Annotated in this window: 25 protein-coding genes; 10 read left to right on the forward strand and 15 right to left on the reverse strand. The window is 68.8% G+C overall.

The window, feature by feature from the left end:
• From WC493_RS03190 to WC493_RS03205, 4 genes are all read right to left on the reverse strand, one after another.
• A partial coding sequence (locus WC493_RS03190) for a hypothetical protein (protein ID WP_373062444.1) occupies window positions 1–1436 on the reverse strand: 1436 nt, incomplete at its 3' end.
• Between the two features lie 4 nt (window positions 1437–1440).
• Window positions 1441–1881 (reverse strand): flagellar biosynthesis regulator FlaF, encoded by a 441-nt coding sequence (gene flaF, locus WC493_RS03195; RefSeq protein ID WP_373062446.1) that lies wholly within the window; start codon window positions 1879–1881, stop codon window positions 1441–1443.
• Window positions 1850–2260, reverse strand: coding sequence for a flagellar biosynthesis repressor FlbT (locus WC493_RS03200; RefSeq protein WP_373062448.1), 411 nt, complete (start codon window positions 2258–2260; stop codon window positions 1850–1852). Before WC493_RS03200 ends, flaF begins: the two co-directional genes overlap by 32 nt.
• Before the next feature lie 122 nt (window positions 2261–2382).
• Complete coding sequence (locus tag WC493_RS03205) at window positions 2383–3285, reverse strand: flagellin (RefSeq protein ID WP_373062450.1); 903 nt, start codon at window positions 3283–3285, stop codon at window positions 2383–2385.
• A gap of 254 nt (window positions 3286–3539) precedes the next feature.
• Between WC493_RS03205 and WC493_RS03210 the strand changes: the two genes are divergently transcribed.
• Window positions 3540–4880, forward strand: a complete 1341-nt coding sequence (locus tag WC493_RS03210; RefSeq protein ID WP_373062452.1) for an Nramp family divalent metal transporter — start codon at window positions 3540–3542, stop codon at window positions 4878–4880.
• A 74-nt stretch (window positions 4881–4954) separates the two neighbouring features.
• A complete protein-coding gene (locus tag WC493_RS03215) occupies window positions 4955–5350 on the forward strand; it encodes a group II truncated hemoglobin (RefSeq protein WP_373062454.1) in 396 nt (131 codons plus the stop codon).
• 6 nt (window positions 5351–5356) lie between these two features.
• Here the strand turns inward: WC493_RS03215 and WC493_RS03220 are convergent, their stop codons facing one another.
• The 3 genes from WC493_RS03220 to WC493_RS03230 form a co-directional block, all read right to left on the reverse strand.
• Complete coding sequence (locus WC493_RS03220; RefSeq protein WP_373062456.1) at window positions 5357–6235, reverse strand: DMT family transporter; 879 nt, start codon at window positions 6233–6235, stop codon at window positions 5357–5359.
• A gap of 6 nt (window positions 6236–6241) precedes the next feature.
• Window positions 6242–6964 carry an acetoacetyl-CoA reductase gene (phbB, locus tag WC493_RS03225; protein WP_373062458.1) on the reverse strand — a complete coding sequence of 241 codons (723 nt, stop codon included), beginning with the start codon at window positions 6962–6964 and terminating at the stop codon, window positions 6242–6244.
• 78 nt (window positions 6965–7042) lie between these two features.
• Window positions 7043–8218 (reverse strand): acetyl-CoA C-acetyltransferase, encoded by a 1176-nt coding sequence (locus WC493_RS03230; protein ID WP_373062460.1) that lies wholly within the window; start codon window positions 8216–8218, stop codon window positions 7043–7045.
• 129 nt (window positions 8219–8347) lie between these two features.
• Here WC493_RS03230 and phaR point away from each other — a divergent pair, with 129 nt between their 5' ends.
• Complete coding sequence (phaR, locus tag WC493_RS03235; protein ID WP_373062462.1) at window positions 8348–9076, forward strand: polyhydroxyalkanoate synthesis repressor PhaR; 729 nt, start codon at window positions 8348–8350, stop codon at window positions 9074–9076.
• Between the two features lie 61 nt (window positions 9077–9137).
• Here phaR and WC493_RS03240 read toward each other — a convergent pair whose 3' ends face one another.
• Complete coding sequence (locus WC493_RS03240) at window positions 9138–9971, reverse strand: 23S rRNA (adenine(2030)-N(6))-methyltransferase RlmJ (protein ID WP_373062464.1); 834 nt, start codon at window positions 9969–9971, stop codon at window positions 9138–9140.
• Complete coding sequence (locus WC493_RS03245) at window positions 9968–11356, reverse strand: RsmB/NOP family class I SAM-dependent RNA methyltransferase (protein ID WP_373062466.1); 1389 nt, start codon at window positions 11354–11356, stop codon at window positions 9968–9970. Before WC493_RS03245 ends, WC493_RS03240 begins: the two co-directional genes overlap by 4 nt.
• Window positions 11357–11652: 296 nt before the next feature.
• On the opposite strand from WC493_RS03245, the gene glnK reads away from it, so the two are divergent.
• The 4 genes from glnK (at window position 11653) to WC493_RS03265 (ending at window position 16534) form a co-directional block, all read left to right on the forward strand.
• Entirely contained in the window at window positions 11653–11991 is a 339-nt protein-coding gene (gene glnK, locus WC493_RS03250; RefSeq protein WP_119780517.1) for a P-II family nitrogen regulator, read from the forward strand.
• A 23-nt stretch (window positions 11992–12014) separates the two neighbouring features.
• Complete coding sequence (locus WC493_RS03255) at window positions 12015–13469, forward strand: ammonium transporter (RefSeq protein ID WP_373062469.1); 1455 nt, start codon at window positions 12015–12017, stop codon at window positions 13467–13469.
• Between the two features lie 164 nt (window positions 13470–13633).
• The gene (locus WC493_RS03260) at window positions 13634–14551 is read left to right on the forward strand and encodes a cation diffusion facilitator family transporter (RefSeq protein WP_373062471.1); all 918 of its coding nucleotides are present in this window, start codon (window positions 13634–13636) and stop codon (window positions 14549–14551) included.
• A 141-nt stretch (window positions 14552–14692) separates the two neighbouring features.
• Window positions 14693–16534 (forward strand): long-chain-acyl-CoA synthetase, encoded by a 1842-nt coding sequence (locus WC493_RS03265; protein WP_373062473.1) that lies wholly within the window; start codon window positions 14693–14695, stop codon window positions 16532–16534.
• Between the two features lie 13 nt (window positions 16535–16547).
• On the opposite strand, the gene WC493_RS03270 is transcribed toward WC493_RS03265, so the two are convergent.
• Window positions 16548–17090, reverse strand: coding sequence for a hypothetical protein (locus WC493_RS03270; protein WP_373062475.1), 543 nt, complete (start codon window positions 17088–17090; stop codon window positions 16548–16550).
• 173 nt (window positions 17091–17263) lie between these two features.
• Here WC493_RS03270 and WC493_RS03275 point away from each other — a divergent pair, with 173 nt between their 5' ends.
• The gene (locus WC493_RS03275) at window positions 17264–18181 is read left to right on the forward strand and encodes a hydrogen peroxide-inducible genes activator (protein ID WP_373062477.1); all 918 of its coding nucleotides are present in this window, start codon (window positions 17264–17266) and stop codon (window positions 18179–18181) included.
• On the opposite strand, the gene WC493_RS03280 is transcribed toward WC493_RS03275, so the two are convergent.
• Window positions 18182–19102: a LysR substrate-binding domain-containing protein gene (locus WC493_RS03280; protein WP_373062479.1), complete on the reverse strand. Its 921-nt coding sequence runs from the start codon at window positions 19100–19102 to the stop codon at window positions 18182–18184.
• Between the two features lie 110 nt (window positions 19103–19212).
• Here WC493_RS03280 and WC493_RS03285 point away from each other — a divergent pair, with 110 nt between their 5' ends.
• Window positions 19213–19431 carry a DUF1127 domain-containing protein gene (locus WC493_RS03285; protein WP_373062481.1) on the forward strand — a complete coding sequence of 73 codons (219 nt, stop codon included), beginning with the start codon at window positions 19213–19215 and terminating at the stop codon, window positions 19429–19431.
• A 1-nt stretch (window position 19432) separates the two neighbouring features.
• On the opposite strand, the gene WC493_RS03290 is transcribed toward WC493_RS03285, so the two are convergent.
• From WC493_RS03290 to ykgO, 4 genes are all read right to left on the reverse strand, one after another.
• The gene (locus WC493_RS03290) at window positions 19433–19837 is read right to left on the reverse strand and encodes a response regulator (protein ID WP_373062483.1); all 405 of its coding nucleotides are present in this window, start codon (window positions 19835–19837) and stop codon (window positions 19433–19435) included.
• Between the two features lie 103 nt (window positions 19838–19940).
• Window positions 19941–21323, reverse strand: a complete 1383-nt coding sequence (locus WC493_RS03295) for a methyl-accepting chemotaxis protein (protein ID WP_373062485.1) — start codon at window positions 21321–21323, stop codon at window positions 19941–19943.
• Between the two features lie 75 nt (window positions 21324–21398).
• Window positions 21399–22010 carry an HAD family hydrolase gene (locus WC493_RS03300; protein WP_373062487.1) on the reverse strand — a complete coding sequence of 204 codons (612 nt, stop codon included), beginning with the start codon at window positions 22008–22010 and terminating at the stop codon, window positions 21399–21401.
• Between the two features lie 20 nt (window positions 22011–22030).
• The gene (ykgO, locus tag WC493_RS03305; protein ID WP_373062489.1) at window positions 22031–22156 is read right to left on the reverse strand and encodes a type B 50S ribosomal protein L36; all 126 of its coding nucleotides are present in this window, start codon (window positions 22154–22156) and stop codon (window positions 22031–22033) included.
• A 164-nt stretch (window positions 22157–22320) separates the two neighbouring features.
• Here ykgO and WC493_RS03310 point away from each other — a divergent pair, with 164 nt between their 5' ends.
• Window positions 22321–23118, forward strand: a complete 798-nt coding sequence (locus WC493_RS03310) for a crotonase/enoyl-CoA hydratase family protein (RefSeq protein ID WP_373062491.1) — start codon at window positions 22321–22323, stop codon at window positions 23116–23118.

The following is a 23118-nucleotide window of genomic DNA, read 5'->3' on the forward strand; positions in this document are numbered from 1 at the left end:
TCGGGATGGCTGAACTCGCGGTCGTGCAGGGCCAGGCGGGCATCGGGCACGCGCGTCAGGATGGCGGCCAGGGCGGCCAGGAAATCGTCGTGGAGCTGGCCGGGGGTGATATCGGCGCCGATCGTCGGCGGGCCTTCCGGTCGCGCCGGCCGTTCGATCCGGTCCAGCCGGGCGGGCGTTCCGGCCACCCGGCCGTCGGTCCAGGGCAGGTCGCAGGGGGCGCTCAGCCAGGCCAGGCAGCGGCCGGCCGGGTGATGCGCCATGGCGACGGCATGGATCGGCGCGGCCAGGCCGCCGGCATCCAGCAGAAGGTCCACGCCTTCGCCGGCCACCATATAGGCCAGGGTGGCGCCGTCGGTCGCCCCGGCGTCGACATAGCGCTCGACCATGCCCTGGAGCAGGGCGTTGTGCTCGGCCTCGATCGGGCCGGCACCGAACAGGACGATGCCGCCGGCGCCGATCTCGCGCAGGCCGCGCGCCAGGACCGATATGGTCTCGGCGTCGCCGTCCTGGCCGAGACTGGTCGCCAGCACACCGATGCGTGGCCGCTCCGGCAGGTCCGATCCCGGCGCCACCAGGACGGGTGCCGACTCCAGCAGCGCGGCCGCGGTCTCCGCCGCACGCGCCGGCCGGCCCGGGTCGCCGGGCGCCAGCACGGCGGCGGCGAGCAGGGCGCAGGCAACTTCCGGTGCCGCCTCGGGCTCTGCGGCCGCGGCTGCACGGGCTTCTTCGAGGATGCCTTCGAGGGGGGCGAATTCGCCGGCCAGCGCGAGATAGCGGGCGAGCCGCGCGAGGTCGAAGGCATCCGCCGTGCCATTGGCCGCGAAGCGGGCGAGCACGTCGGCGGCGGCGCGGGGCCGTCCGGCCGCGGCCAGGGCGTCGCCCAGGGCGCGCTGGGTCTCGCCGTCGTTCGGGCTGAAGGCGGCCTGGGTTTCGAGCAGGCGGAGCGCGATCTCGATCTTGCCCTGGTTCAGGGCTTCGATGCCGCGCGCCATGAAGGGGCGATCGCGTATCGCCAGGAAGGCGTCGGCGAAGGCGGGCCAGCCGGCCGGCCGGGCCACCGCCTTGCCGTCACCGAGGCCGTTGGCCTGCGCCAGCTTGGCGTAATAGGTGGCTTCCGCTACTTCGCCCGCGAGGGCGTAAAAGGCGGCCAGGGAATCGGCGATGGCGGCACTGCCCGGCGCGCTGTCGAGCGCGCGGGCGAGGGCGTCGAGCGCCACCACGACCTGATCGGCACGGAAGGCGACATAGGCCATGGCGAGCAGGGCGGCAGCGTCTTCCGGCCGGCCGGCCAGGCGTTGCTCGATCCTCTCGATCGCCGCCTCGAGGTCGCCCGAATCGACCAGGGGCACGACGTCGGCGACGAAGGGGGCGATCGACAGGTCGGCGCCGATCCCCCGGGCCGGAACGGCGGCCAGCGGCGTGAGACTCGTCACGGCGTCACACCGACTGGTTGATGCCGCCGCTCGGCGCCGGCGGGGTCGAGACCGGGGTGGCCGGCGTCGGCGCCGCGTCGGCGGGCGTCGCCAGCAGGCCGGCCGCGATCTCGCGGTTGATGCGGATCAGGATGTCCAGCTTCTGCGGCGTCGGGTCGGCCAGGATGCCGACCGTGTGGCGGTCGATGAAATTGGACAGCGACAGCACATTGGCCTTCAGGTCCGGCGGCATCGGCGAGTCGGGCGAGGCGACACCGGCCTGGAAAATGGTCCACAGGCGCCAGTTGCGGCGCACGGCGTCCATGAAGGCGTCGGCATTCTCGGGGTTGCGCTGTGCCTCGGACAAGCGCCGCGCCGCCTCGGTCAGGGCCCAGCCCTCGGTGCGGCGGGGGTCGCCTTCCGGCGGGGCCTTGCTATAGGCGGGTCGGCGCTGCGTGGGATACATGTGCGAGAACCTCCTTCTCGTGGGCCAGCAGCTTCTTCGCGCTGCGCAGCGCCTGATAGACGGTGCCGTCGGCCAATTGCTGTTTGATCTTGGAGACGATGGGGGCGCCGCTCGGCGCCGCGGTCGCATAGTCGTCGAGGAAACTCGCCGCAGCCTTCAGATAGTCGGCGGCGTGGTCGGCGAAGAGATAGGCGCACTGGACGACGTAATAGACGCGGGTCGCCGGCGAGGTCGCATCCTGTTCGGTCAGGATGTCCTTGCCGCGCAGGATCTGAGCCTGGTTCAGCACCGTGAGCGTGGCGGGGCTGCCGGCATTGGTGAGCACCGCGCCGTTGACGATGATCTTCTCTTCGGGCGCCAGGGTGAGCTTGAGGGGCACGCGGCATACTCCGGGCTGTTCGACAGCGAGAGAGTGTGCCCGTCTTCCTTAATTCCCGGTAAAACGAAAAAAAGAAGGGGCGGCCGAAGCCGCCCCCTCCCGGAGTGCCGTGAAGCCGCTGCTTACTGGAGCAGCGACAGGATCGCCTGCTGGCTCTGGCCGGCGAAGCTCAGCGCCTTCAGGGCGAGCTGCTGGCGGGTCTGCAGGGCGACCAGGTTGGCGCCTTCGGTGTTGAGGTCGGCGAGGGTCAGCTTGTCCGAACCGGCCGACAGGGACTCGGCGTAGGCCGCAGTGAAGTCCGAGCGGGTCTGCAGCAGAGTGATGTTCGTGCCGAGGTTCGAGGCTGCGGCACGCACCGTCGAGACCGCACCGTCGAGGAAGCCGGTCAGCTTGTCGATGACCTTGACCAGGTTCGAGGCCTTGATGTTGGTGAAGCTCTTGCCCGTGGTGCCGGCGGCGGCGATCAGCAGGCTGAACACGGCCGAGGCATTGGCGCCGCCGACGGTGCCGCCGTTGGCCGCGGTGAGCAGGGCACCGGCGCGCAGGTCACGGCCGGTCACGGTGAGCGAGGCAGTGGTCTTTTCAGAGAACTGGACGGTCAGCGTGGCAGCGGTGCTGTTCACCAGGTTGGTGCCCTGGTAGGAGGCGTCGTTGACGAGCGAGTTCAGCTGGCTCAGGAGGTCGGTGAACTGCTTGGTCAGGTCGGCCTTGGTGGTGTCGTCCGCGGTCTTCACCGAAATCGCGACGCCCTTGATCTGCTTCAGGATCTTTTCCGCCGAGTCGGTCGCGTTCGAGGCGGCCTTCAGCGAGGAAATGCCCTGGTCGATATCGTCCTTGCGCGAAGTCAGGTCGGCAGCGCGGTCGGAGAGCGACTTGGAGGCGAAATAGGCGGTCGCGTCGTCGATCGCGCTCGAGACCTTGAGGCCGGTCGACAGACGGTTCTGCGTCCGGTTGGCCAGGCTGGTCGTTTCGTTCAGCGAGAGGAGATTGGTGCGCGAGGTCGCGGTCAGGCGAATGTCAGACATGTTCTATGGTCCTTCTGGTCCCGATGTCGAAGCCCTTCTGGGCTCCGCTCAATGCAATGCACCGAACGTGCCAATCAAACCGGATTGGTGATATCCGCAGATTACCGCCATTTTGGGCGGATGTTTTGACTCCTGCCGGGTAGATTTTGCCCAGGGAGGTCGGCAAAAATTGCCGACCCGGCCGAATTTGCCGGGCAGATTTTGCCGGGTGCCTCGGGCTGGGCAAGCCCGGTGGCGCCTGCCATATATCGGGAATGCTGCTGGACCGCCTTGCCCGAACCCTCCACCTGCCCCGCGTGGCGACCGCCCCCTTCTGCCCCGGTGAAGTGCGGGGAACCGTCGTCATCCCGCCCAATGCCTCGCTCGGGCGGCGGCTGGCGACCTTCGCGGGCCCCGGCCTCCTGGTCGCGGTGGGCTATATGGACCCGGGCAATTGGGCGACCGATCTCGAGGCGGGCTCGGCCTATGGCTACGACCTCCTGTTCGTCGTGGCGCTCTCCAGCCTGGCCGCCATGCTGTTGCAGACACTGGCCATGCGCCTCGGCATCGTCGCCGGCGTCGACCTCGCCCAGGCCTGCCGCGCGCGCTATGGCAAGACCGCGCGGATCTTCCTCTGGCTGATGGCGGAAGCGGCGATCGTCGCCACCGACGTCGCCGAAGTCCTGGGGGCGGCGCTGGCGATCAATCTCCTCTTCGGCCTGCCGCTGGCCTGGGGCGTCGTGCTCACCGCCCTCGACATGCTCCTCGTGCTGGGCCTCAAGGGCCAGGGCTTCCGCGAGGTCGAGGCGATCGTGCTCGGTCTGGTCGCCACCATCGGGGCCTGCTTCCTGATCGAACTCGTGCTGGCCCGACCGGACGGCGCCGCGGCGGCGGCGGGCTTGGTGCCCGATGTCGCCCGGCTCGGCCAGCCGGGCGCCCTCTATGCCGCGATCGGCATCCTGGGGGCGACGGTGATGCCCCATAATCTCTATCTCCATTCCTCGATCGTGCAGACCCGGCGGATCGGCACCGGACCGGCGGCGATCCGTTCGGCGGTGGCCTTCGCCCGGCTCGACACCATCGGCTCGCTCCTGCTCGCGGCCCTGGTCAATGGTGCCATCCTGATGCTGGCGGCGGCGACCTTCCATGCCGCGGGCAATACGGCCGTCGCCGACATCGCCGACGCCCACCGTCTGCTCGAACCCCTGACCGGGGCGGCGGCGGCCGGCGTGCTCTTCGCCGTCGCCCTCTTCGCCTCGGGGCAGAGCTCGACCTTCACCGGCACGATCGCCGGGCAGATCGTGCTCGAAGGTTTCATGAAGCTGCGTATTCCCTGTTGGCAGCGCCGGGTGATCACCCGGGTGGCAGCGATCGTGCCGGCCCTGATCGGCATCCTGTGGCTGGGCGAGGGCGCGGTCGGCAAGCTCCTGGTGCTGACCCAGGTGGTGCTGTCGCTGCAATTGCCCTTCGCCATCTATCCGCTGATCCGGGTGACCGGCGACCGCCGGCTGATGGGCGGTTTCGTCACGGCGAAGCCGGTGGCGCTGGTCGCCTGGCTGCTTTTCGGGGCGATCAGCGCCGCCAACATCTGGCTGGTGATCGACAGTTTCGCCTGATCCGCTGCGACGAATGGAGCAGGGGCGGCGCCCCCGCCATCTGCTATAGGGACCCGAAACCGGGAGAGATCGAGATGGAACAGGCAACGGTCACCAGCACGCCCTATGAACAGATCGGCGGAGAAGCCGGGGTGCGCCGCCTGGTCGACCGCTTCTACGAATTGATGGATACGCTGCCCCAGGCCAAGGCGTGCCGCGACGTACATCCGGCCGATCTCTCCGGCAGTGCCGCGAAACTGTTCGATTACCTGAGCTTCTGGCTGGGCGGCCCGCCCCTCTATACCGAGAAATACGGCCATCCCATGCTGCGCGCCCGCCACTTGCCCTTCTCGATCGGCAAGGAGGAGCGCGACGGCTGGCTGCTCTGCTTCGCCCATGCCTGGGCCGAGGTGGCAGCCACCGCACCTGTCCGCGACGTCATCATGCGGAAGGTGGTCGAACTCGCCTATATGATGGAGAACAAGGACTGAGGCCGCTCAGGCCGGCGCCTTGCGGCCGGCCAGCACGGCGCCCGCGGTGATCGCCACGCAGGCGACGCCGAGGCCGAGGCTGGCCGCCGCCTTGCCCGTGGCGACCAGGATCAGGGTCGAGACCAGAGGGGCGGCATAGGCGAGTGCGCCGAGCAGGCGCGGGTCGCCCCGCTTCATGCCGATGTCCCAGACCAGGAAGGCGGCCCCGACCGGCCCGAGGCCGAGGCCGGCCAGCGCCGCCCAGGCACCGAAGCCGGCGGGCGGCACCCAGCTCTCGAACAGGAAATGGGCGATCGCCGCGAGCACGGCGGTGCCCAGGGCGTAGCCGGCGACGATGGCGCTGGGCACGCCGGCGAAGCGGCGCGAGGCGAGCGAATAGGCCGCCCAGGTGACGGCCGCGGCCAGCGCCGCGAGATAGCCGCCCATGGCATCGAACGAGAATTGCGCCTTGGGCCCGAGCAGGAAGGCGACGCCGCCGAGGCCGAGCAGGGCGCCGATCACATGGTTCGGGCGCAGCCGCTCGCCCGGCAGCAGGGCGGAACCGAGCACGATCAGCAGCGGCCAGAGGTAGCAGACCAGGCTCGCCTCGGCCGGCGGGGCGGAGGTCAGCGCCGTGAAATAGAGTGCGTGATAGCCGAACAGCCCGCCGATCCCGACCGCCCAGACCGGCCAGGGCTGGCGATAGGGTGCGAAACCTTCACCCCGGAGCGCGTTGGCGACCGCGAGCAGCAGGCCGCCGATCCCGAAGGTGATCGCGGTCATCTCGAAGGGCGGCAGTTCGCCGGCCGAGGCGGTGAGCACGGCGAGCACGGACCAGAGTGCGATGGCGCCGGCCCCGAAAAGCGTCGCGCGGCCTTTCGGGCCGCGCGTCGTCTCATGCGTCATGTGGGATCAGGCGTAATACTGGCCGCCGTTGACGGTCATCGTGGCGCCGGTGATGAAGCCGGCGTCGTCCGAAGCGAGGAAGGTGACCGCGCGGGCGATCTCTTCCGCCTTGCCGAGGCGACCCACCGGGATCTGGCCGATGATCTTGGCCAGCACGGGTTCCGGCACGGCGGCGACCATCTCGGTGTTGATATAGCCCGGCGCCACCACGTTGACGGTGATGCCCTTCGAGGCGCCTTCCTGGGCCAGGGCCTTGGAGAAGCCGATCAGGCCCGCCTTGGCGGCCGAATAGTTGGTCTGGCCCATCTGGCCCTTCTGGCCGTTGATCGACGAGATGTTGACGATGCGGCCGAAGCCGCGTTCGCGCATGCCTTCGATCACGTTGCGGCACATGTTGAAGAGCGAGGTCAGGTCGGTGTCGATCACCGCGTTCCACTGCTCCGGGCTCATCTTGTGCAGCACGGCGTCACGGGTGATGCCGGCGTTGTTCACGACGACGTCGATCGGGCCGAGTTCGGCTTCGATCGCGGCCAGGCCTTCCTTGCATTCCGCGAAACTGGCAACGTTCCACTTGTAGACGTCGATGCCGGTCTCTTCCTTGAACTTGGCGGCCGCTTCGTCGTTGCCGGCGTAATTCGCCGCGACCTTGTAGCCAGCGTCCTTGAGCGCGACCGAAATCGCGCAACCGATACCGCGCGTGCCGCCGGTAACGACCGCAACCCGAGCCATGTTTTCCTCCAATGCCCTAGATTAGACGAAAGGTGCCGGCCGGGGCCCGCCCCCGGCCGGAACGCAAGACAGAGACGATTATTCGCGCTCGACCGTCAGCGCGATGCCCATGCCGCCGCCGATGCAGAGCGTGGCCAGGCCCTTCTTGGCGTCGCGCTTCTGCATCTCGTGCAGCAGGGTGACCAGGACGCGGGCGCCCGAAGCGCCGATCGGATGGCCGAGGGCGATGGCGCCGCCGTTCACGTTGACCTTCGAGGTATCCCAGCCGAGGTCCTTGTTCACGGCCAGCGCCTGGGCGGCGAAGGCTTCGTTGGCCTCGATCAGGTCGAGGTCGGCGACGGTCCAGCCGGCCGCCTTCAGCGCGGCGCGCGAAGCCGGGATCGGGCCCGTGCCCATGATCTTCGGGTCGACGCCGGCCTGACCCCAGGAGACGATCTTGGCGAGCGGCTTCAGGCCGCGCTTCTTGGCTTCTTCGGCGCTCATCAGGACGACCGCGGCGGCGCCGTCGTTGATGCCCGAGGCGTTGCCGGCGGTCACCGTGCCTTCCTTGTCGAAGGCGGGCTTCAGCTTGGCCATCATCTCGATCGTGGCGCCCTTGCGGATGTATTCGTCCTCAGTGACGACGATGTCACCCTTGCGGGTCTTGATGGTAACGGGGACGATCTCGTCCTTGAACTTGCCGGCCACCTGGGCGGCCTCGGCCTTGTTCTGCGAGGCGAGGGCGAAGGCGTCCTGCTCCTCGCGGGTGAGCTGCCACTGGCGCGCCACGTTCTCGGCCGTGACACCCATGTGATAGCCGTAGAAGGCGTCGGTCAGGCCGTCCTTCAGCATGGTGTCGACGAGCTTCATGTCGCCCATCTTGGTGCCGGTGCGCAGGTGGGCGGCGTGCTGAGCCTGGCTCATGCTCTCCTGGCCGCCGGCGATGACGACCGCCGAATCACCGTTCTTCACCGCCTGGAAGCCCAGCGCCACGGCGCGCAGGCCCGAACCACAGAGCTGGTTGATGCCCCAGGCCGGCACTTCGACCGGCAGGCCGGCGTTGACCGCGGCCTGGCGGGCCGGGTTCTGGCCCTGGCCGGCGGACAGGATCTGACCCAGGATCACTTCCGAGACATCCGACGCCGCGACGCCGCTGCGCTTCAGGAGTTCGGTGATCACGGTCTGGCCGAGGACATGGGCAGGAACATCGGCGAAGGAGCCGTTGAAGGAGCCGACCGGAGTGCGGGCGGCGGCGACGATGACGACGTCGGTCATGGTTCACTCCCGGAATGCTTGGGCACCGCGAGCCTACGGCGCCTTTGGAAATCTGGTCTGACGGCGGCGTCAGGCCGTCGCGGCGCCACATTGCATGACCGCTCCACCGCGGTAAACGAGAAATTAGTCGTGGGTCTGCAACGCGCCATGCTGCGCAGCGAGGGCTTGCATCTCGGCACCGCAACAAGCGAGAATGCGGCAACGTCCCTCGAAAAGAATGGCACGGCTGTGGCAAAAAAACCGACCGGCGAGGCTCCCGTCACCATCAAGAAGTACGCCAATCGGCGGCTCTATAATACGGCGACCTCGAGCTACGTCACCCTCGACCACCTCTGCCAGATGGTGAAGAACGGTGAGGACTTCGTCGTCTACGACGCCAAGACGGGGGACGACATCACCCGCTCGGTGCTCACCCAGATCATTTTCGAAGAGGAAGGCAAGGGGCAGAACCTGTTGCCCATCCGCTTCCTGCGCCAGCTCATCCGCTTCTACGGCGACCAGCTCCAGGGCGTGCTGCCCAACTATCTCGAACTCTCGATGGAGAGTTTCGCCAAGAACCAGGAACAAGTGAAGAGCGTGATCACCGAGGCGTTCTCGGGCAAGAATCCGCTGCGCACCTTCGAGGAACTGGCACGGCAGAATTTCCAGCTGTTCGAGCGCGCGATCCGCGCCTTCTCGCCCTTCGCCGCCCTGCGCGCCGCGACCGGCGAGGGCGGCGCGATAGAGGAACTTCCGGCATCTCCCCCGGGCACCTCGGGCGAGGGCGAGATCGCCGCGTTGCGTGCCCAGATCGAGGCCATGCAGCGCCAGCTCGACGGTATCGCCAAGAAGGCCGAACCGGAAGAAACCAAGGACTGACGCCCCGAAGGCCGTCGTACCGGCCGCCCGACAGGACGTTTCGGCGAGGCGGCGCCGGCCTTCAGTCTTCCGCCTGCATTTCGCCGGTCAGCCATTCGATCCGGGTCGAACCCGTGCCGGCGTAACCCATGAGGGCGAGCAGGCCGGGCAGGTCCGCCGCCAGCGCCTCGTCGAGCTGCCAGGGCGGGCGGATCACGATCAGGCCCGAGCCCGCGAAACGCGTAGCATCATGGTCCGGCTGGGTCAGCAATTCGACCGCCAGGGTCTTGGCCACGCCGGCCCCGCGCAGCGCCTGGTGCAGGCGGTCGGCGGCGGCCCGGCCCTTGACCGGATACCAGCCGATCACGATCGCGGTCGAGGCCCGCTTGGCCGCCTCGACCAGATGGCGGGCCAGGAGGTCGAATTCCCCCGCCGCCTCGAAGGGCGGGTCGATCAGTACGACCGCACGTCCGGCCTTGACCGGCAGGAAGGCGCGCAAGGCGCTCCAACCGTCGCGCCGGTGCACCGCGGCGCGGGGGTCGCGGCCGATCGCCGCGGCCAGGTCGTCCGCCACCTCGGCTTCGGTCTCGCAGGCGATCAGGCGGTCCTGCTCGCGGAGGCAACGCAGCGCCACCAGGGGCGAGCCCGGATAGAGCCTCCAGTCGTCACCCAATACGGCGGCATAGGGGCCGGCCACCGCCGGCCAGGTCGGGGCCGGGTGGCGGGCCAGCCGGCCGATGCCCTGCTGCCATTCGCCGCCCGCCTCGTCGAGTTCGTAGAGGCCGGCGCCGGCATGGCTGTCGAGCACGGTGATCGGCGCCGGCTTGGCCTTCAGGCGTTCCAGCACGGCGGCCAGCACCAGATGCTTCAGGACGTCGCCTGCATTGCCGGCGTGGAACGCGTGGCGATAGTTCATGATGCGGCGGCTTGGCGTTCCAGCACGGCGGCGAAGAAGCCGTCGGTCGAATGCCGGGCCGGGCTCAGCAGCAGATAGGGACCGGCGACCGGCGCCGGCCGGGGCGAGCCGACCGCGGCCCATGCCTCGGCCAGGGGCACCGGGCGGAACTCGGGATGGGCGGCCAGGAAGGCGTCGATCTGATCCTCGTCCTCCTCGGCCAGGACCGAACAGGTGGCGTAGACGAGGCGGCCGCCCGGCTTCACCAGGGCCGCGGCACGGGCCAGCAGTTTCCCTTGGAGCGCCGTCAGATGGGTCAGTTCCTCCGGGCTGGAGCGCCATTTGGCGTCCGGGTTGCGGCGGAAGGTGCCGGTGCCGGTGCAGGGCGCGTCGACCAGTACGCGGTCGAAGCCGCCCTTGTGGCGCGACAGCCAGGCATCGCCCTCGGCGCCGACGGCGCGCCGCGTCACATTATGGACGTCGTTCCGGCGCAGGCGGGTGACCGCTTCCTCGAGCCTGCGCTCGTCGGCATCGGTGGCGATCAGGCGGCCCTTGTTCTCCATCGCGGCGGCGATCGCCAGGGTCTTGCCGCCGGCGCCCGCACAAAGATCGAGCACCCGCTCGCCCGCCCGGGCGCCGAGCAGCAGGGCGGCGAGCTGCGAGGCTTCGTCCTGCACTTCGACCAAGCCTTCGCGCCAGGCCCTTGTCCGCGCGATCGGCGGCCGCCCCTCGACCCTGAGGCCGACGGGGGAGAGCGGCGTCGGCTGGGCGATGATGCCGTCTTCGGCCAGCGCCGCGATGGCACCCTCCCGCGTCGTCTTCAGGCTGTTGGCGCGGAGGTCGAGGCCGGCCTCGCCGCACAGTGCCGCCGCCTCGGGCACCAGGCGGGCGGCGAAGCGGCGCTCGAAATGGGGCATCAGCCAGCCGGGCAGATTGGCCTGGACCGCGGCCGGCTGGTCCGGGTGGCTCAGGCTCCGGCCGATCAATTGTTCCATCGCCTTGGTCTCGGGTGCCGGCAAATCGGGCAGGTGCTTGCGCACCGTCGACTTGTCGGCGCCTTCGAGCAGGGTGAGGGCGGCGACCAGGCGCGACAGGGACTGCGCCCGGCAGCCGACGTGATCGAGCCACCAGTCGAGCTGGCCGCGGTTGCGCGCGACTCCCAACACCAGGCGGGCGATCCGGGCGCGCTGGGGCGGCTGCCACTTGCGCCGGTCGAAGGCGGATTTCAGCACGCGGTCGGCGGCGCGGCCGGAATCGACGGCGATCAGCGCGTCGAGCGCGGCGGCCGCGATCTCGGCCTCGGGCTTCGGGCGCGGGTGGCGGAACGGGCGCCGGGCCGTGTGGGGGGCGGGGCGGTTGCCGCCCTCGGGGCGATCCCGTCCGGGGAATTTGCGGTCTGTGGACATGGCCGGAAGCTAATCGGCCACGGGCCGCGGCGCCACTGGAGTTTGGCCTGAGGTTGGGGGATCGGCCCAAACGTATGTTGCGTGTTTTTTGTGCATTGCTGGTCTTTTGTGCAGCAATTTGTCCGAATTGCGGCGATCATTCCAGGGCGCCGGGCCGATTTGGAAGGCGGCAACCCGCCCCCCGTACCTCTTGGCATGGTTCTTGAGTCAGGGGGGCTCGGGTGGCGTGTCCGGCCTCCGCCTTCTTGGCGTGGTCGGGGCCGGCGCGACCTGAGGTCAATCGTGAGGGGAACACCATGAAACTCGTGATGGCCGTCATCAAACCGTTCAAGCTGGATGACGTGCGCGAAGCTCTGGCCGCTGTTGGCGTGCCTGGGCTCACGGTTAGCGAAGTGAAGGGTTTCGGGCGCCAAAAGGGCCACACCGAAATTTACCGCGGTGCGGAGTACACCGTGAGCTTCCTGCCCAAGGTGAAGATCGAGGCCGCGGTCGCCGACGAGATCGTCGAGCAGGTCGTGGAAGCCATTCAGAAGGCCGCCCACACGGGCAAGATCGGCGACGGCAAGATCTTCGTCGTCGACCTGCAGCAGTCCATCCGTATCCGCACCGGGGAAACCGGCCCGGATTCGCTCTGAGTTCCGACGAGAGGGTCCTTCCCATGAAGCTCAACTGGAAACTTCCGCTCCTGGTCGGGGTGGCGGGTGCTGCGCTGGCGGTGCCTGAACTCGCGGCCTTCGCGCAGGATGCGGCGGCGCCCGCGGCCGATGCGGCCACTGCCGCGGCTCCGGTCGCCGATGCTGCCGCCGCGGCGCCCGCCATGACCGTGGACAAGGGTGACAATGCCTGGCTGCTGCTCTCTTCCGTCCTGGTTCTGATGATGTCGGTGCCGGGCCTGGCGCTGTTCTACGGTGGCCTTACCCGCGCCAAGAACATGCTGTCGGTCCTGACCCAGTGCCTGGCCATCGTCTGCATGGTCGCGATCATCTGGTGCCTCTACGGCTACAGCATGGCCTTCACCGACGGCGGTTCGATGAACCTCTTCGTCGGCGGCCTGTCGAAGGCCTTCCTCGCCGGCGTCGACACGACGACGCTGTCCGAGACCTTCACCAAGGGCGTCGCGGTGCCGGAACTCAGCTTCGTGATGTTCCAGATGACCTTCGCCTGCATCACCCCGGCCCTGATCGTCGGCGCCTTCGCCGAACGCATCAAGTTCTCGGCCCTGATGGTCTTCGTCGCCCTGTGGGTGACCTTCATCTACTTCCCGATGGCCCACATGGTGTGGTTCTGGGGTGGTCCGAGTGCCTATTCGGCCCCGGCCGGCCAGATCTTCACCTGGGGTGCGATCGATTTCGCGGGTGGCACCGTGGTGCACATCAACGCCGGTATCGCCGGTCTGGTGGGCTGCCTCGTGCTCGGCAAGCGTATCGGCTACGGCAAGGAAGCGATGGCTCCCCATTCGCTGACCCTGACCATGGTCGGCGCCTCGCTGCTGTGGGTCGGCTGGTTCGGTTTCAACGCCGGTTCCAACCTCGAGTCCAACTCCTATGCCTCGCTGGCGGCCATGAACACCTTCGTCGCCACCGCGGCGGCCGGCTTCGGCTGGCTGATGGTCGAATGGATCGTGAAGGGCAAGCCCAGCCTGCTCGGCACCGCCTCGGGCGTCATCGCCGGTCTGGTCGCGGTCACCCCGGCGGCCGGTTTCGCCGGCCCGATGGGCTCGATCATCCTCGGCCTCGTGGTCGCCGTGATCTGCTTCTTCTTCGTCACCACGGTGAAGAACGCGCTCGGCTATGACGACAGCCTGGACGTCTTCGGCGTGCACTGCGTCGGCGGCATCGTCGGCGCGCTCGCGACCGGCATCCTGGTGAACCCCGCCCTCGGCGGCGCCGGCATCGTCGATTATTCGACCGCCGACTTCGCGGCCGGCTATCCGGGCACGGCGACCCAGGTGATCAATCAGGCGAAGGGTGTGCTGCTGACGCTCGCCTGGTCGGGTATCGGCTCCTTCATCCTCTACAAGATCGTCGATCTGGTGATCGGCCTGCGTGTCCCGGCGGATGCCGAGCGCGAGGGCCTGGACCTCGCCGAACACGGCGAGCGCGCCTACAACTGATGCGACGGGGCGGCTCCGGCCGCCCCGGCCATCGCGCCTGCGGCGAAAGCCTGGGGGCGGAATCGGGGGGGCGGCGACGCCCCCCTTTTTTTCATGCTGCCCCTGCACAAGCGCCTGCGGACCTCCTAGAGTGCCGATAGGCTGCAACAGGGGCGGGTTCAGGCATGTCGGGTTCTTCCAAGAAGGCGATCGTCGCTGCGGCGCTGGGCAATGCGGGGATCGCGGTGACCAAATTCGGCGCGGCGCTGTGGACCGGCTCCTCCGCCATGCTGTCCGAAGGCATCCATTCCCTGGTCGACGTCGGCAACCAGTTCCTCCTGCTCTACGGCCTCGGCCGTGCGGCCCGGCCGTCGGACGACCGCCATCCCTTCGGCTATGGCAAGGAACTCTATTTCTGGTCCTTCCTGGTCTCGATCCTGATCTTCGCCCTGGGCGGCGGGCTCTCGCTCTACGAGGGGATCGAGGCGGTGCTGCATCCGCCGGCCGAACTGCACGATCCGCTGGTCAACTATCTGGTGCTCGGCGCCGCCATCGTCTTCGAAGCCTTCTCCTTCACCGTGGCACTGAAGGAATTCAACAAGGGCCGGGGCCGCAAGTCGATCATGCGGGCGATCCGCGACACCAAGGACCCGAGCCTGGTCACCGTGCTGCTGGAGGATTCGGCGGCCATGGCCGGCCTCGTGGTGGCACTCGTCGGCATCCTGCTCGGCCAGGTCCTGCAGATGCCGGTGTTCGACGGTATCGCCGCGATCGTCATCGGCTTCCTGCTGCTCGGTACGGCGCTCATCCTGGCGGTCGAATGCAAGGGCCTGCTGATCGGTGAGGGCGCCGATCCCCAGGTGGTCGCGGCGATCCGGGCCAAGGTGGCGGCGGACGACCGGATCGATGCCGTGGGCGAGATCCTGAGCGTGCACTTCGGCCCCAACGACGTCATCGTCCTGGTCACTCTCGACTTCGCCTCGCGCCTCTCGGCCGACGACGTCGAAGCGGCGATCCGCGACCTCGGTGCCGCGGTGAAGGCGGCCGAACCCTCCGTCCGCCATTTCTACGTCGAGTCGGTGCCGGTCGCGCGCACCGCCTGAACGCCCCCGTTTCCCGTTGCTTTGCGTCGCCGTGGCGCCCCTGCCGGGGCGTCCGCGCACTACTGACAAAATGTCAAGAGGCTGCTGGACCCCACGCCAGGAACGGGGTAGGAAGGCGGCACTCGGCGATGAGGAGACGCCATGTTCGATCAATTTCTGGATAGTGCCGCCAAGCTCGATCCGACCGGCGTGGTCGAGCGCGCCAGTACCGAGGTCCGTTATCTGCGCAGCATGATCGAGGCACTGCGCCGCATCGCGGCGATCCGCCTCGACGGGCCCTATACGGTCGTCCAGATGGTCGAACAGCAGGCCCGCCGCGCCCGCAAGCATCCCGCGATCATTTTCGAGGGCAAGGAGACGAGCTGGCTCGAACTCGATGCCCGGGCCAATCAGATCGCCCATTGGGCACAGTCGGTCGGGGTCGAGAAGGGCGACGTGGTCGCCCTGATGATGGCCAACCGGCCGGAATTCATCATCACCTGGCTCGGCCTCGCCAAGGCGGGGGCGACCATCGCCCTGATCAACACCAATCTGACCGGCGGGCCGCTCACCCACAGCCTGATGGTCGCCGGCTGCAAATTCGCCATCATCGACGGCGAGTTCGCCGAGAATTACGACTCCGTCCGCGGCCTCCTGGAAACCCTGCCGCCGGTCTATGCCGCGGCCGGCCCGATCGCCGGGGCCAAGGATTTCGACGCCGAGATCGCCGCCTTCCCGGAAACCGAACTGCCCCGCGCCAAGCGCCCGCGACTGACGGCGCGTGACAATCTCTTCTACATCTACACGTCGGGCACCACGGGCAATCCCAAGGCCGCCCATATCAGCCATTACCGCTATCTCCAGGCCGCCAACGCCTTCGGCGCGGCGATGGACGCGACCCGCCACGACCGCATGTATTGCGTGCTGCCGCTCTATCATTCGGCCGGCTGCATCATCGCGGTCGGCTCGATGCTCACGGTCGGCGGCACGGTGATCCTGCGCAAGCGCTTCTCGGCCAGCCAGTTCTGGGACGACGTGGTGCGCTACAAGGCGACCTGCTTCCAGTATATCGGCGAGCTGTGCCGCTACCTGCTGAACACGCCGCCGCACAAGAAGGAGAAGGCCCACCATCTCCGCGTCGTCTGCGGCAACGGGCTGCGGCCCGAGGTCTGGCCGGCCTTCCAGGAGCGCTTCGCCATTCCGCGCGTCATCGAATTCTATGCCGCGACCGAAGGCAACGTGGCGCTCATCAACGCCGACGGCAAGGTCGGCGCGATCGGCCGCATCCCCTTCTATCTGGACCGTGTGTTCAACACCAAGATCATCCGCTTCGACGTCGAGACCGAGCAGCCGGTGCGCGGCCCGGACGGCTTCTGCATCGAATGCAAGCCCGACGAGCCGGGCGAGACCATCGGCCTGATCCCCCAGGACCCGAAGAAGGCGGTCGGCCGCTTCGAGGGCTACAAGGGCAAGAGCGAGACCGAGAAGAAGATCCTGCGCGACGTCTTCACCAAGGGCGACATGTGGTTCCGCACCGGCGACCTGATGCGGCGCGATGATCAAGGTTACTTCTACTTCGTCGACCGCATCGGCGACACCTTCCGCTGGAAGGGCGAGAATGTCTCGACCGCGGAAGTGGCGGAGGGCCTGGCGGGTTTCCCGGGCCTCCAGGAAGTCAACGTCTATGGCGTGAAGGTGCCGAATACCGACGGCCGGGCCGGCATGGCCTGCATGGTCGCCAGCGACGACCTCGACCTCGAAGCCTTGGACGCCCATATCGCCAAGGCCCTGCCGGCCTACGCCCAGCCCTATTTCCTGCGCCTGCGCGGCGAGATGGAGGTGACCGGCACCTTCAAGCATCGCAAGGTCGACCTGGTGAAGGACGGTTTCGACCCCGGCAAGGTGCCCGATCCGCTCTATATCCGGCACCCGGACCTGGGCGGCATCAAGGCCCTGACGCCGGCCATCTATGCCGACATCCAGGAAGGCCGCCTGCGCTTCTGAGCCTCGCGGCCCCCTAATGCAGCCGCGCCAGGCCGGGCGCGGTGAGCGGGCCCCGGCCGAACAGCGGCTCCAGGGCGCGCAGCCGGCCGCATGTTGTATCGGCCAGGCGCAGGCCCTGCAGAGCGAAGGCCTGGCCGACGGCGCTCAAGGCCGCCATGCCGGCCCGTGCCGCGGCCGGCGCCAGCATGGCTTCGAGCAGCCCCTGCGCCAGGTCCGCCTGGCCCGACTGGCAGGCCGCCAGGGCGCGCAGGATCAGGGCCTCGTCCCGGCCCAGGCGGCGCGTCGCCGGCATGCGCAGTTCGACCGGCCGGCAGGCCCCGGCCGCGACCACCCTGACGAAGGTTTCGAGCGGATCCAGCGCCCGCGGCACCTCAGCCACCGCCAAGGCTTCCGCCAGCAGGCGGCGCGTCGCCGCGTCGCCGGCCAACAGGCCGCGCCCCTGGCGCAGCGCCCAGAGCGCCAGTTGGCCGGCGAAGCGCAGGTCCGACAGCGCCGGCTCCTGCTCGGGCGGCGGGCCGGCCACCGCCGCGACGCGAATCTCCCCGTCCTCCTGCATCACGTTTTCCCTTCGTCTGTCCGGCGACAGATTAGGAGTTTCGCAAACGCAATTGCAAGTCATTCGCAAGTTTGTTAGAGAATCATCCGGCAGCGACGGTCCACGGCTGCCGGATTGCCCCTTGCAATCGGGCGATGTCGCCGCATATGGGACGAAAAGGGGGAAAGAAGGCCATGTCGATCTCGCTGCGTCAGCTCCGCTATCTGGTCGCCGTTGCTGATCATCAGAGTTTCCGCAAGGCTGCCACGGCGTTGAACGTCAGCCAGCCGGCCATGACCGCACAGATCCAGTTGCTGGAACAGACGCTGGACGGCCTCGTGCTCACCCGTTCGCGCCGCGGCGTCAGCCCGACCCCGCTGGGCGAGGCGGTGATCGCCAAGGCGCGCGGTATCCTGGGCGAGGTCGAGAGCCTGAAGGCGCTGGGCGCCGCCGCCGCGGCCCGGCCGCTCCGCCTCGGCGTCATCCCGACGGTGGCACCCTATCTCGGGCCCGACGTGATGGAATTGGGCGGCCTCTATGCCCCGGACGGGCTGGAGCTGACCGAGGGCCGCACCGCCGACCTGCTGGCGGGCCTGCGCGCCGGCACGCTGGACGCCGCCCTGCTGGCCCTGCCGGCGGACGGCGCCTTCGGGCGCGATCTCGAAGCCGCCGAGGCCTTCCACGAACCCTTCCTGGCCCTGGTGCCGGCCGGCGATCCCCTGGCGGCCCAAGCCGAAGTGCCGGTCGCCGATCTGGCCAGCCGGCCGCTGCTCCTGCTCGAGGAAGGCCATTGCTTGGCCGATCAGGCCCTGGCGCTCTGCGGCGACAATCAGCAGCGCGGCCCGATCCGCAGCGGCTCGCTGGCCACGCTGAGCCGGTTGGTCGGGCGGGGCAAGGGCGTCACCCTGCTGCCCGCCATGGCCGTGGCGACCGAATGCCGCGCCGGCGACGGCACCGCCGTGCGCCCCCTGCCGGATCCGGCGCCCGGCCGCACCATCGGTCTCGTCTGGCGCAAGGGCGCTACCGGCGAGCGCTGCTGGCGCCGCCTGGCCCAGGGTCTCGGCCGCCTGAAGCCCACCGCCCGCACCGAGCTGCCCACCGCGGCGGAATAATCACTGTTTGGCGGGCGGCGTCAGCTTCAAGGCGGCCGCTGCCCGCGCCTCCTTCTCCATGAAGCGGAAAAAGGCGCGCAGCTTCGGCCGTTCCCGCGCCTCGGGCCGCGCCACCAGCCAGTAGGACAGGCCGGACGGCACTTCGACCGGGAAGGGCGCCACCAGGCGGCCGAGCGCGATGTCGTCGGCGATCAGGGCAACGTCGCCGATGGCGACCCCCATACCCTGTTCGGCGATGCGCAGCGCCATGTCCAGGATGGCGATCACCTGGGCGGTATCGCCCGTCATGCGGTCGAGCCCGACGACCTGGAGCCAGAGCCGCCAGTAGCGTCGGTCGGGCGCCGTGTCGATCAGGCGGTGGTGGGCTAGGTCCTGCGGCACCCGGAGCGGCGGGTCGCCGTTCAGCAGACGCGGCGCGGCGACCGGGATCAGGCGCTCGCCCGTCAGTTTCAGAGCGAACAGGCCGGGGGGCGGCGTTGCCCCGTAGTGAACCGCGACGTCGAAGCCGGACAATTCCGAAATATCGTCGGTGGTGATGGTCAGGCGTGCGTCGATCTTCGGATGCTCGGCCTGGAAGCGCGGCAGGCGCGGCATCACCCAGCGCATACCGAAGCTGGGCGGCGCACCGATCGACAGGCGCCAGGGATCGTCGCGCAGCGCCGCCGCCGCCTCGGCCATGCGGCGGAAACATTCCGTCAGCACGGGCAGGAATTTGGCCCCCTCGGCGGTCAGGCTCACCCCGGTCGCGCTGCGGTGGAACAGGTCGATGCCGAGCTGTCCTTCGAGCAGCTTCACCTGGCGCGAGATGGCGCCCTGGGTCACCCCCAGTTCCGCCGCCGCGCGCGAAAAGTTCATCAGTCGCCCGGCGACCTCGAAGGCGCGCAGCGCGTTGAGCGAGGGAAGGCCGCCCCGCCCACTCATGGCAGGGCGCGCCCCCTCATGAGAAATACTGATGAGTTCATGAACAGAACTGCGTGGCGGCGAAAGTGCCCCGGCATCATATTCAGGGTCCAGAGTAACGGATGCAAGCCATGTTCACCGCCATTGTCCACACCACCGCCCCTCGTCACGGCTTCCTCGCCCGTGCCGGACTGGGCCTCCGCCGCATGATCGAGAATCATGCCGCGAGGCGTGCGACCCAGCGCGAGCTGCAGCGTCTGGCGGCGACCTCGCCCCATCTGCTGCAGGACATCGGCATCACCCCGGTCGAGGCCGATCGGCCGGTGATCCGTACCGTCGCGGAATGGTGACTTAGAGCAGGGCGGCCTTGGCGACCCGCGACAGGCGGGTGAGGTCGATCGGCTTTTCGACCACGGCGAAGGCGCCGGACTGCGTGGTCAGGGCCGGCGTCACCCAATTGGGGTTGCCGGTCATCAGGATGATACGGATCGTGGGATCGCGCCGGTGCATCGCCTGCGCGATCTCGATCCCGTTCCAGCCCGGCAGGTCGATGTCGAGCACGGCGAGGTCCGGCCGCTGGCGGCGCAATGCCGCCGACAGGCTGGGCCCGTCGCCTGCCTGCATCACCCGGTAGCCCATGGCCGCGAAATATTCGGCCAGTTCCTCACGCAGTGCATTGTGATCGTCCAGCACCAGGACGACCCGCTGGCGCGCCGGATCGCCGGCCGCCTGCTGTAGCTTCTGTTCAGCCACCATCGCCCTTACCCCGCGTCATTCGAATGACGCAAGCACGCCACGGCTGCCCGCCGCAACGTCAAACGCCCCCAACTCGTCACTGGCCCCCTCGGAAACGGATCCATCATACCCGGTAACCGACGCGGAAGCCGCCCCAATGCCGCCCGGCCACCCGGATCGGCACCGACATGTCCTTCATCAGGGCGACGGTCCCGCCGCCCATGTCGCGGCGATAGGCCTGCAGCAGGAAGGCTTCGGTATTGCGGGCGACGGCCAGGCCGACCCGGTCGGCGAAGATCCGCCGGTTGCGGCAGTTGGCGGCGTTCCAGGCCGGATCGCGTCCCGGCGGCTTGGAAAAGACCATGTTGTGGGTCGGCAGATAGGCACGCCGGTCGACCGCCACGGCGAAGACGATCTGCGGATCGGCCTTCAGCAGGGGTTCCTGGATCGGCGGCAGGAGGCGGTCGCACAAGGCCGTGAAGCGGGTCATGTGCTGCTGGGGATCGGTGCCGGCGATCGGCTGGTAATTCTCGTCGAAGAGATCGGCCTCGGCGATCTCGCCCCGGGCGATGGCCGCACTGAAAGCGGCCTCGATCGCGTCGCGCGCGGTGCGGGCGAGGCTGAGCACGCGGGAATCCGCCGTCTCCACGCCAGGGACCAGGGTGCGGGAGAGCAATTGCTCGGCGATGCCGAGGACGGCGTTGCTGCGCCCCTTGGCCTCTTTCAGCGTCTGCGACGAGGTTTCGACCCCGTCGGCCATGGCGCCGATGGTGCCGACCACACCGTCGATCCGGCCCGCGATACTGTCGGCCGCCCCGGCGATCGCCGAAATACCCTGGTCGACGGTGGCGAAGCGCCGCGCCAGGTCGCCGATCGCGCTGCCGATCGTGGTGGTGCCCCGCTCGACCGCGGCGGCACGCTCGCCCGCGGCGGCGCTCTGGCTCACCAAGCGGGCGCTCTGGGCGCCGAGATCGGCCAGGGTGGCGTCGATCTCCTCGGTCGCACTCGAGGTCGAGCGGGCGAGGGCTTTCACTTCCGCCGCGACCACCGCGAAGCCGCGTCCGGCCTCACCGGCGCGGGCCGCTTCGATCGAGGCGTTGAGGGCGAGGAGATTGGTCTGGCGGGCGATGCCGTCGATGCCGCGGGCGACCTTGCGCACGCCTTCGAGCGCGGTCAGCAGGTCGCGCAATTGCGCCGCGAGGTCGACGGTGGTGGCGACGAGGCCGCGGATCTCGGCCAGGGAGGCGCGCACGTCGGCCTCGCCCCGGCCCATGGCCTCGGCGGCGGCATGGCTGTCGGCCGCGACGGCGCCGACGGAATCGACGATGGTGCGGTTGGAGGTGCCGAGGGCGAGGGCGTCCTGGCGCAGGCCGGCGAAGGCATCGGCCTGCCGTGCCGTGTCGGCGGCGGCCTTGTCGATGGCGCCCGTGACATCGGCGATTTCGACGCTCAGTTTGCCGACGTCGTCGGCAATCCGGATCAGCGCTGCCTCGGCGCCTTGGTTCATTTGCATTGTCGTCCCGTCGCGGAATTGGGTCCGGCCCCCCCAACCAGGGATAGGGCGGGCCTGCTTAATATCCGCTTAAGCGACGGGTTCGAGCAGGCCCCTTTCGGCCAGCCAATCGGCCAGGGTCTCGGGCCCGGTGAAGAGATGGGCATCGAAGCCGAGCGCCCGTGCCGCCGCCACATTGTGCGGCAGATCGTCGATGAAGACGGCGTCTTCGGGCCGGATGCCGAAACGTTCGCAGGCCAGATCGAAAATCGCCGGATCGGGCTTGGTCAGCCCTTCCTTGCCCGAGACCACGACATCGCGGAACAGGCGGAGGAAGGGGAAAGTGGCGAGCCCATGCTCCCACTTGTCGCCCGGGTAATTGGTGATGGCGTAAAGCGGCACGCCCTGCGCATGAAGCCGCTCCAGGATGTCGACGCTGCCCTGAATCGGACCGGCGAACATCGCGGACCAGTCGCGGTCCCAGGCCTCGATCAGATCCGCCTTGTCGGGATGGCGGGCGGACAGGGCACGGACGTTCTCGGCCATGGGCAGGCCGCCGTCACAATTCCTGTGCCAGTCCATGGTGCAGACGGAGGAGAGAAACTCCTCCATCGCCGCCTCGTCGGCGAACAGCCGGCGGTAGAGATAGCGCGGATCCCAGTCGATCAGAACCTTGCCGAGGTCGAAGACGACGGCAGGCACGACCGCTTCGCGCCCCGGCGTCAGCCCTGGCGGGCCTTGTAGCGCGGCTGGGTCTTGTTGATGACGTAGACGCGGCCGCGGCGGCGGATCACGCGGCAGTCACGGTGACGGGTCTTCAGCGACTTCAGCGAATTGACAATCTTCATGACAACCAACCCGGCCCTGCGGCCATAAACGAAGGCGGCGCCGTAGGGCGCCGAGGTGTGCGCGGACCATAATGGGACCGTCCGGTCCTGTCAATCTTCGCCTGTGCTTGCAAAGCCGGCGGCGCTGTGGACCATCGCCGGGCACTATAAGGAGGAGAGCCGGCATGCGCCAGCGTCACGAAGACGGCCAGATCACCACCGAATTGCTCGACGGCGGCATTTTCTCGATCTGCATCGACCGGGCGGAGAAGCGGAACGGCTTCACCCCGAAGATGCTGCTCGAACTGGCCGAAGCCTATAGCGCGCTCGACGAATCGGCCGAGGCCCGGGTCGGCCTGCTGCAGGCCGCGGGCGGCCATTTCACCGGCGGGCTGGACCTGCCCAAGATGGCGGCCTTCCAGCAGACGGGCGAGCCCCTGTTCCCCGACCATCTGGTCGATCCCCTGGGCCTCAACGGCAGGGCACGGGTGAAGCCCGTGGTGGTGGCGACCGCCGGCATCTGCTTCACGATCGGCATCGAACTGATCCTGGCGGCCGACATCGCGGTCGCAGCCGACAACAGCCGCTTCGCCCAGCTCGAGGTGAAGCGCGGCATCATGGCTTACGGTGGGGCCACCATCCGCATGGCGCAGCGCGCCGGCTGGGGCAATGCCATGAAACTGATCCTGACCGGCGACGATTTCGATGCCGCCACGGCCAAGGACTACGGCTTCGTGCAGGAGATCGTGCCGGCCGGCCAGGAGGTCGAGGCCGCCCTGGCGATCTGCCGGCGAATCGCGGCCCAGGCACCGCTCGCGGTGCAGGCCAGCATCGCCAGCGCCCGCCTCGCCCTGCTGGAAGGCCCGCGCGCCGCGATCGCCGATTTCCCGGTGGTGACCGCCCGCCTCGCCGCGACCGAGGATGCCGCGGAAGGCGTCGCCTCCTTCAAGGAGAAGCGCCCGCCCGCCTACCGGGGGAAGTGA

The organism is Zavarzinia sp., assembly GCF_041650655.1.
Taxonomy (GTDB): domain Bacteria; phylum Pseudomonadota; class Alphaproteobacteria; order Zavarziniales; family Zavarziniaceae; genus Zavarzinia.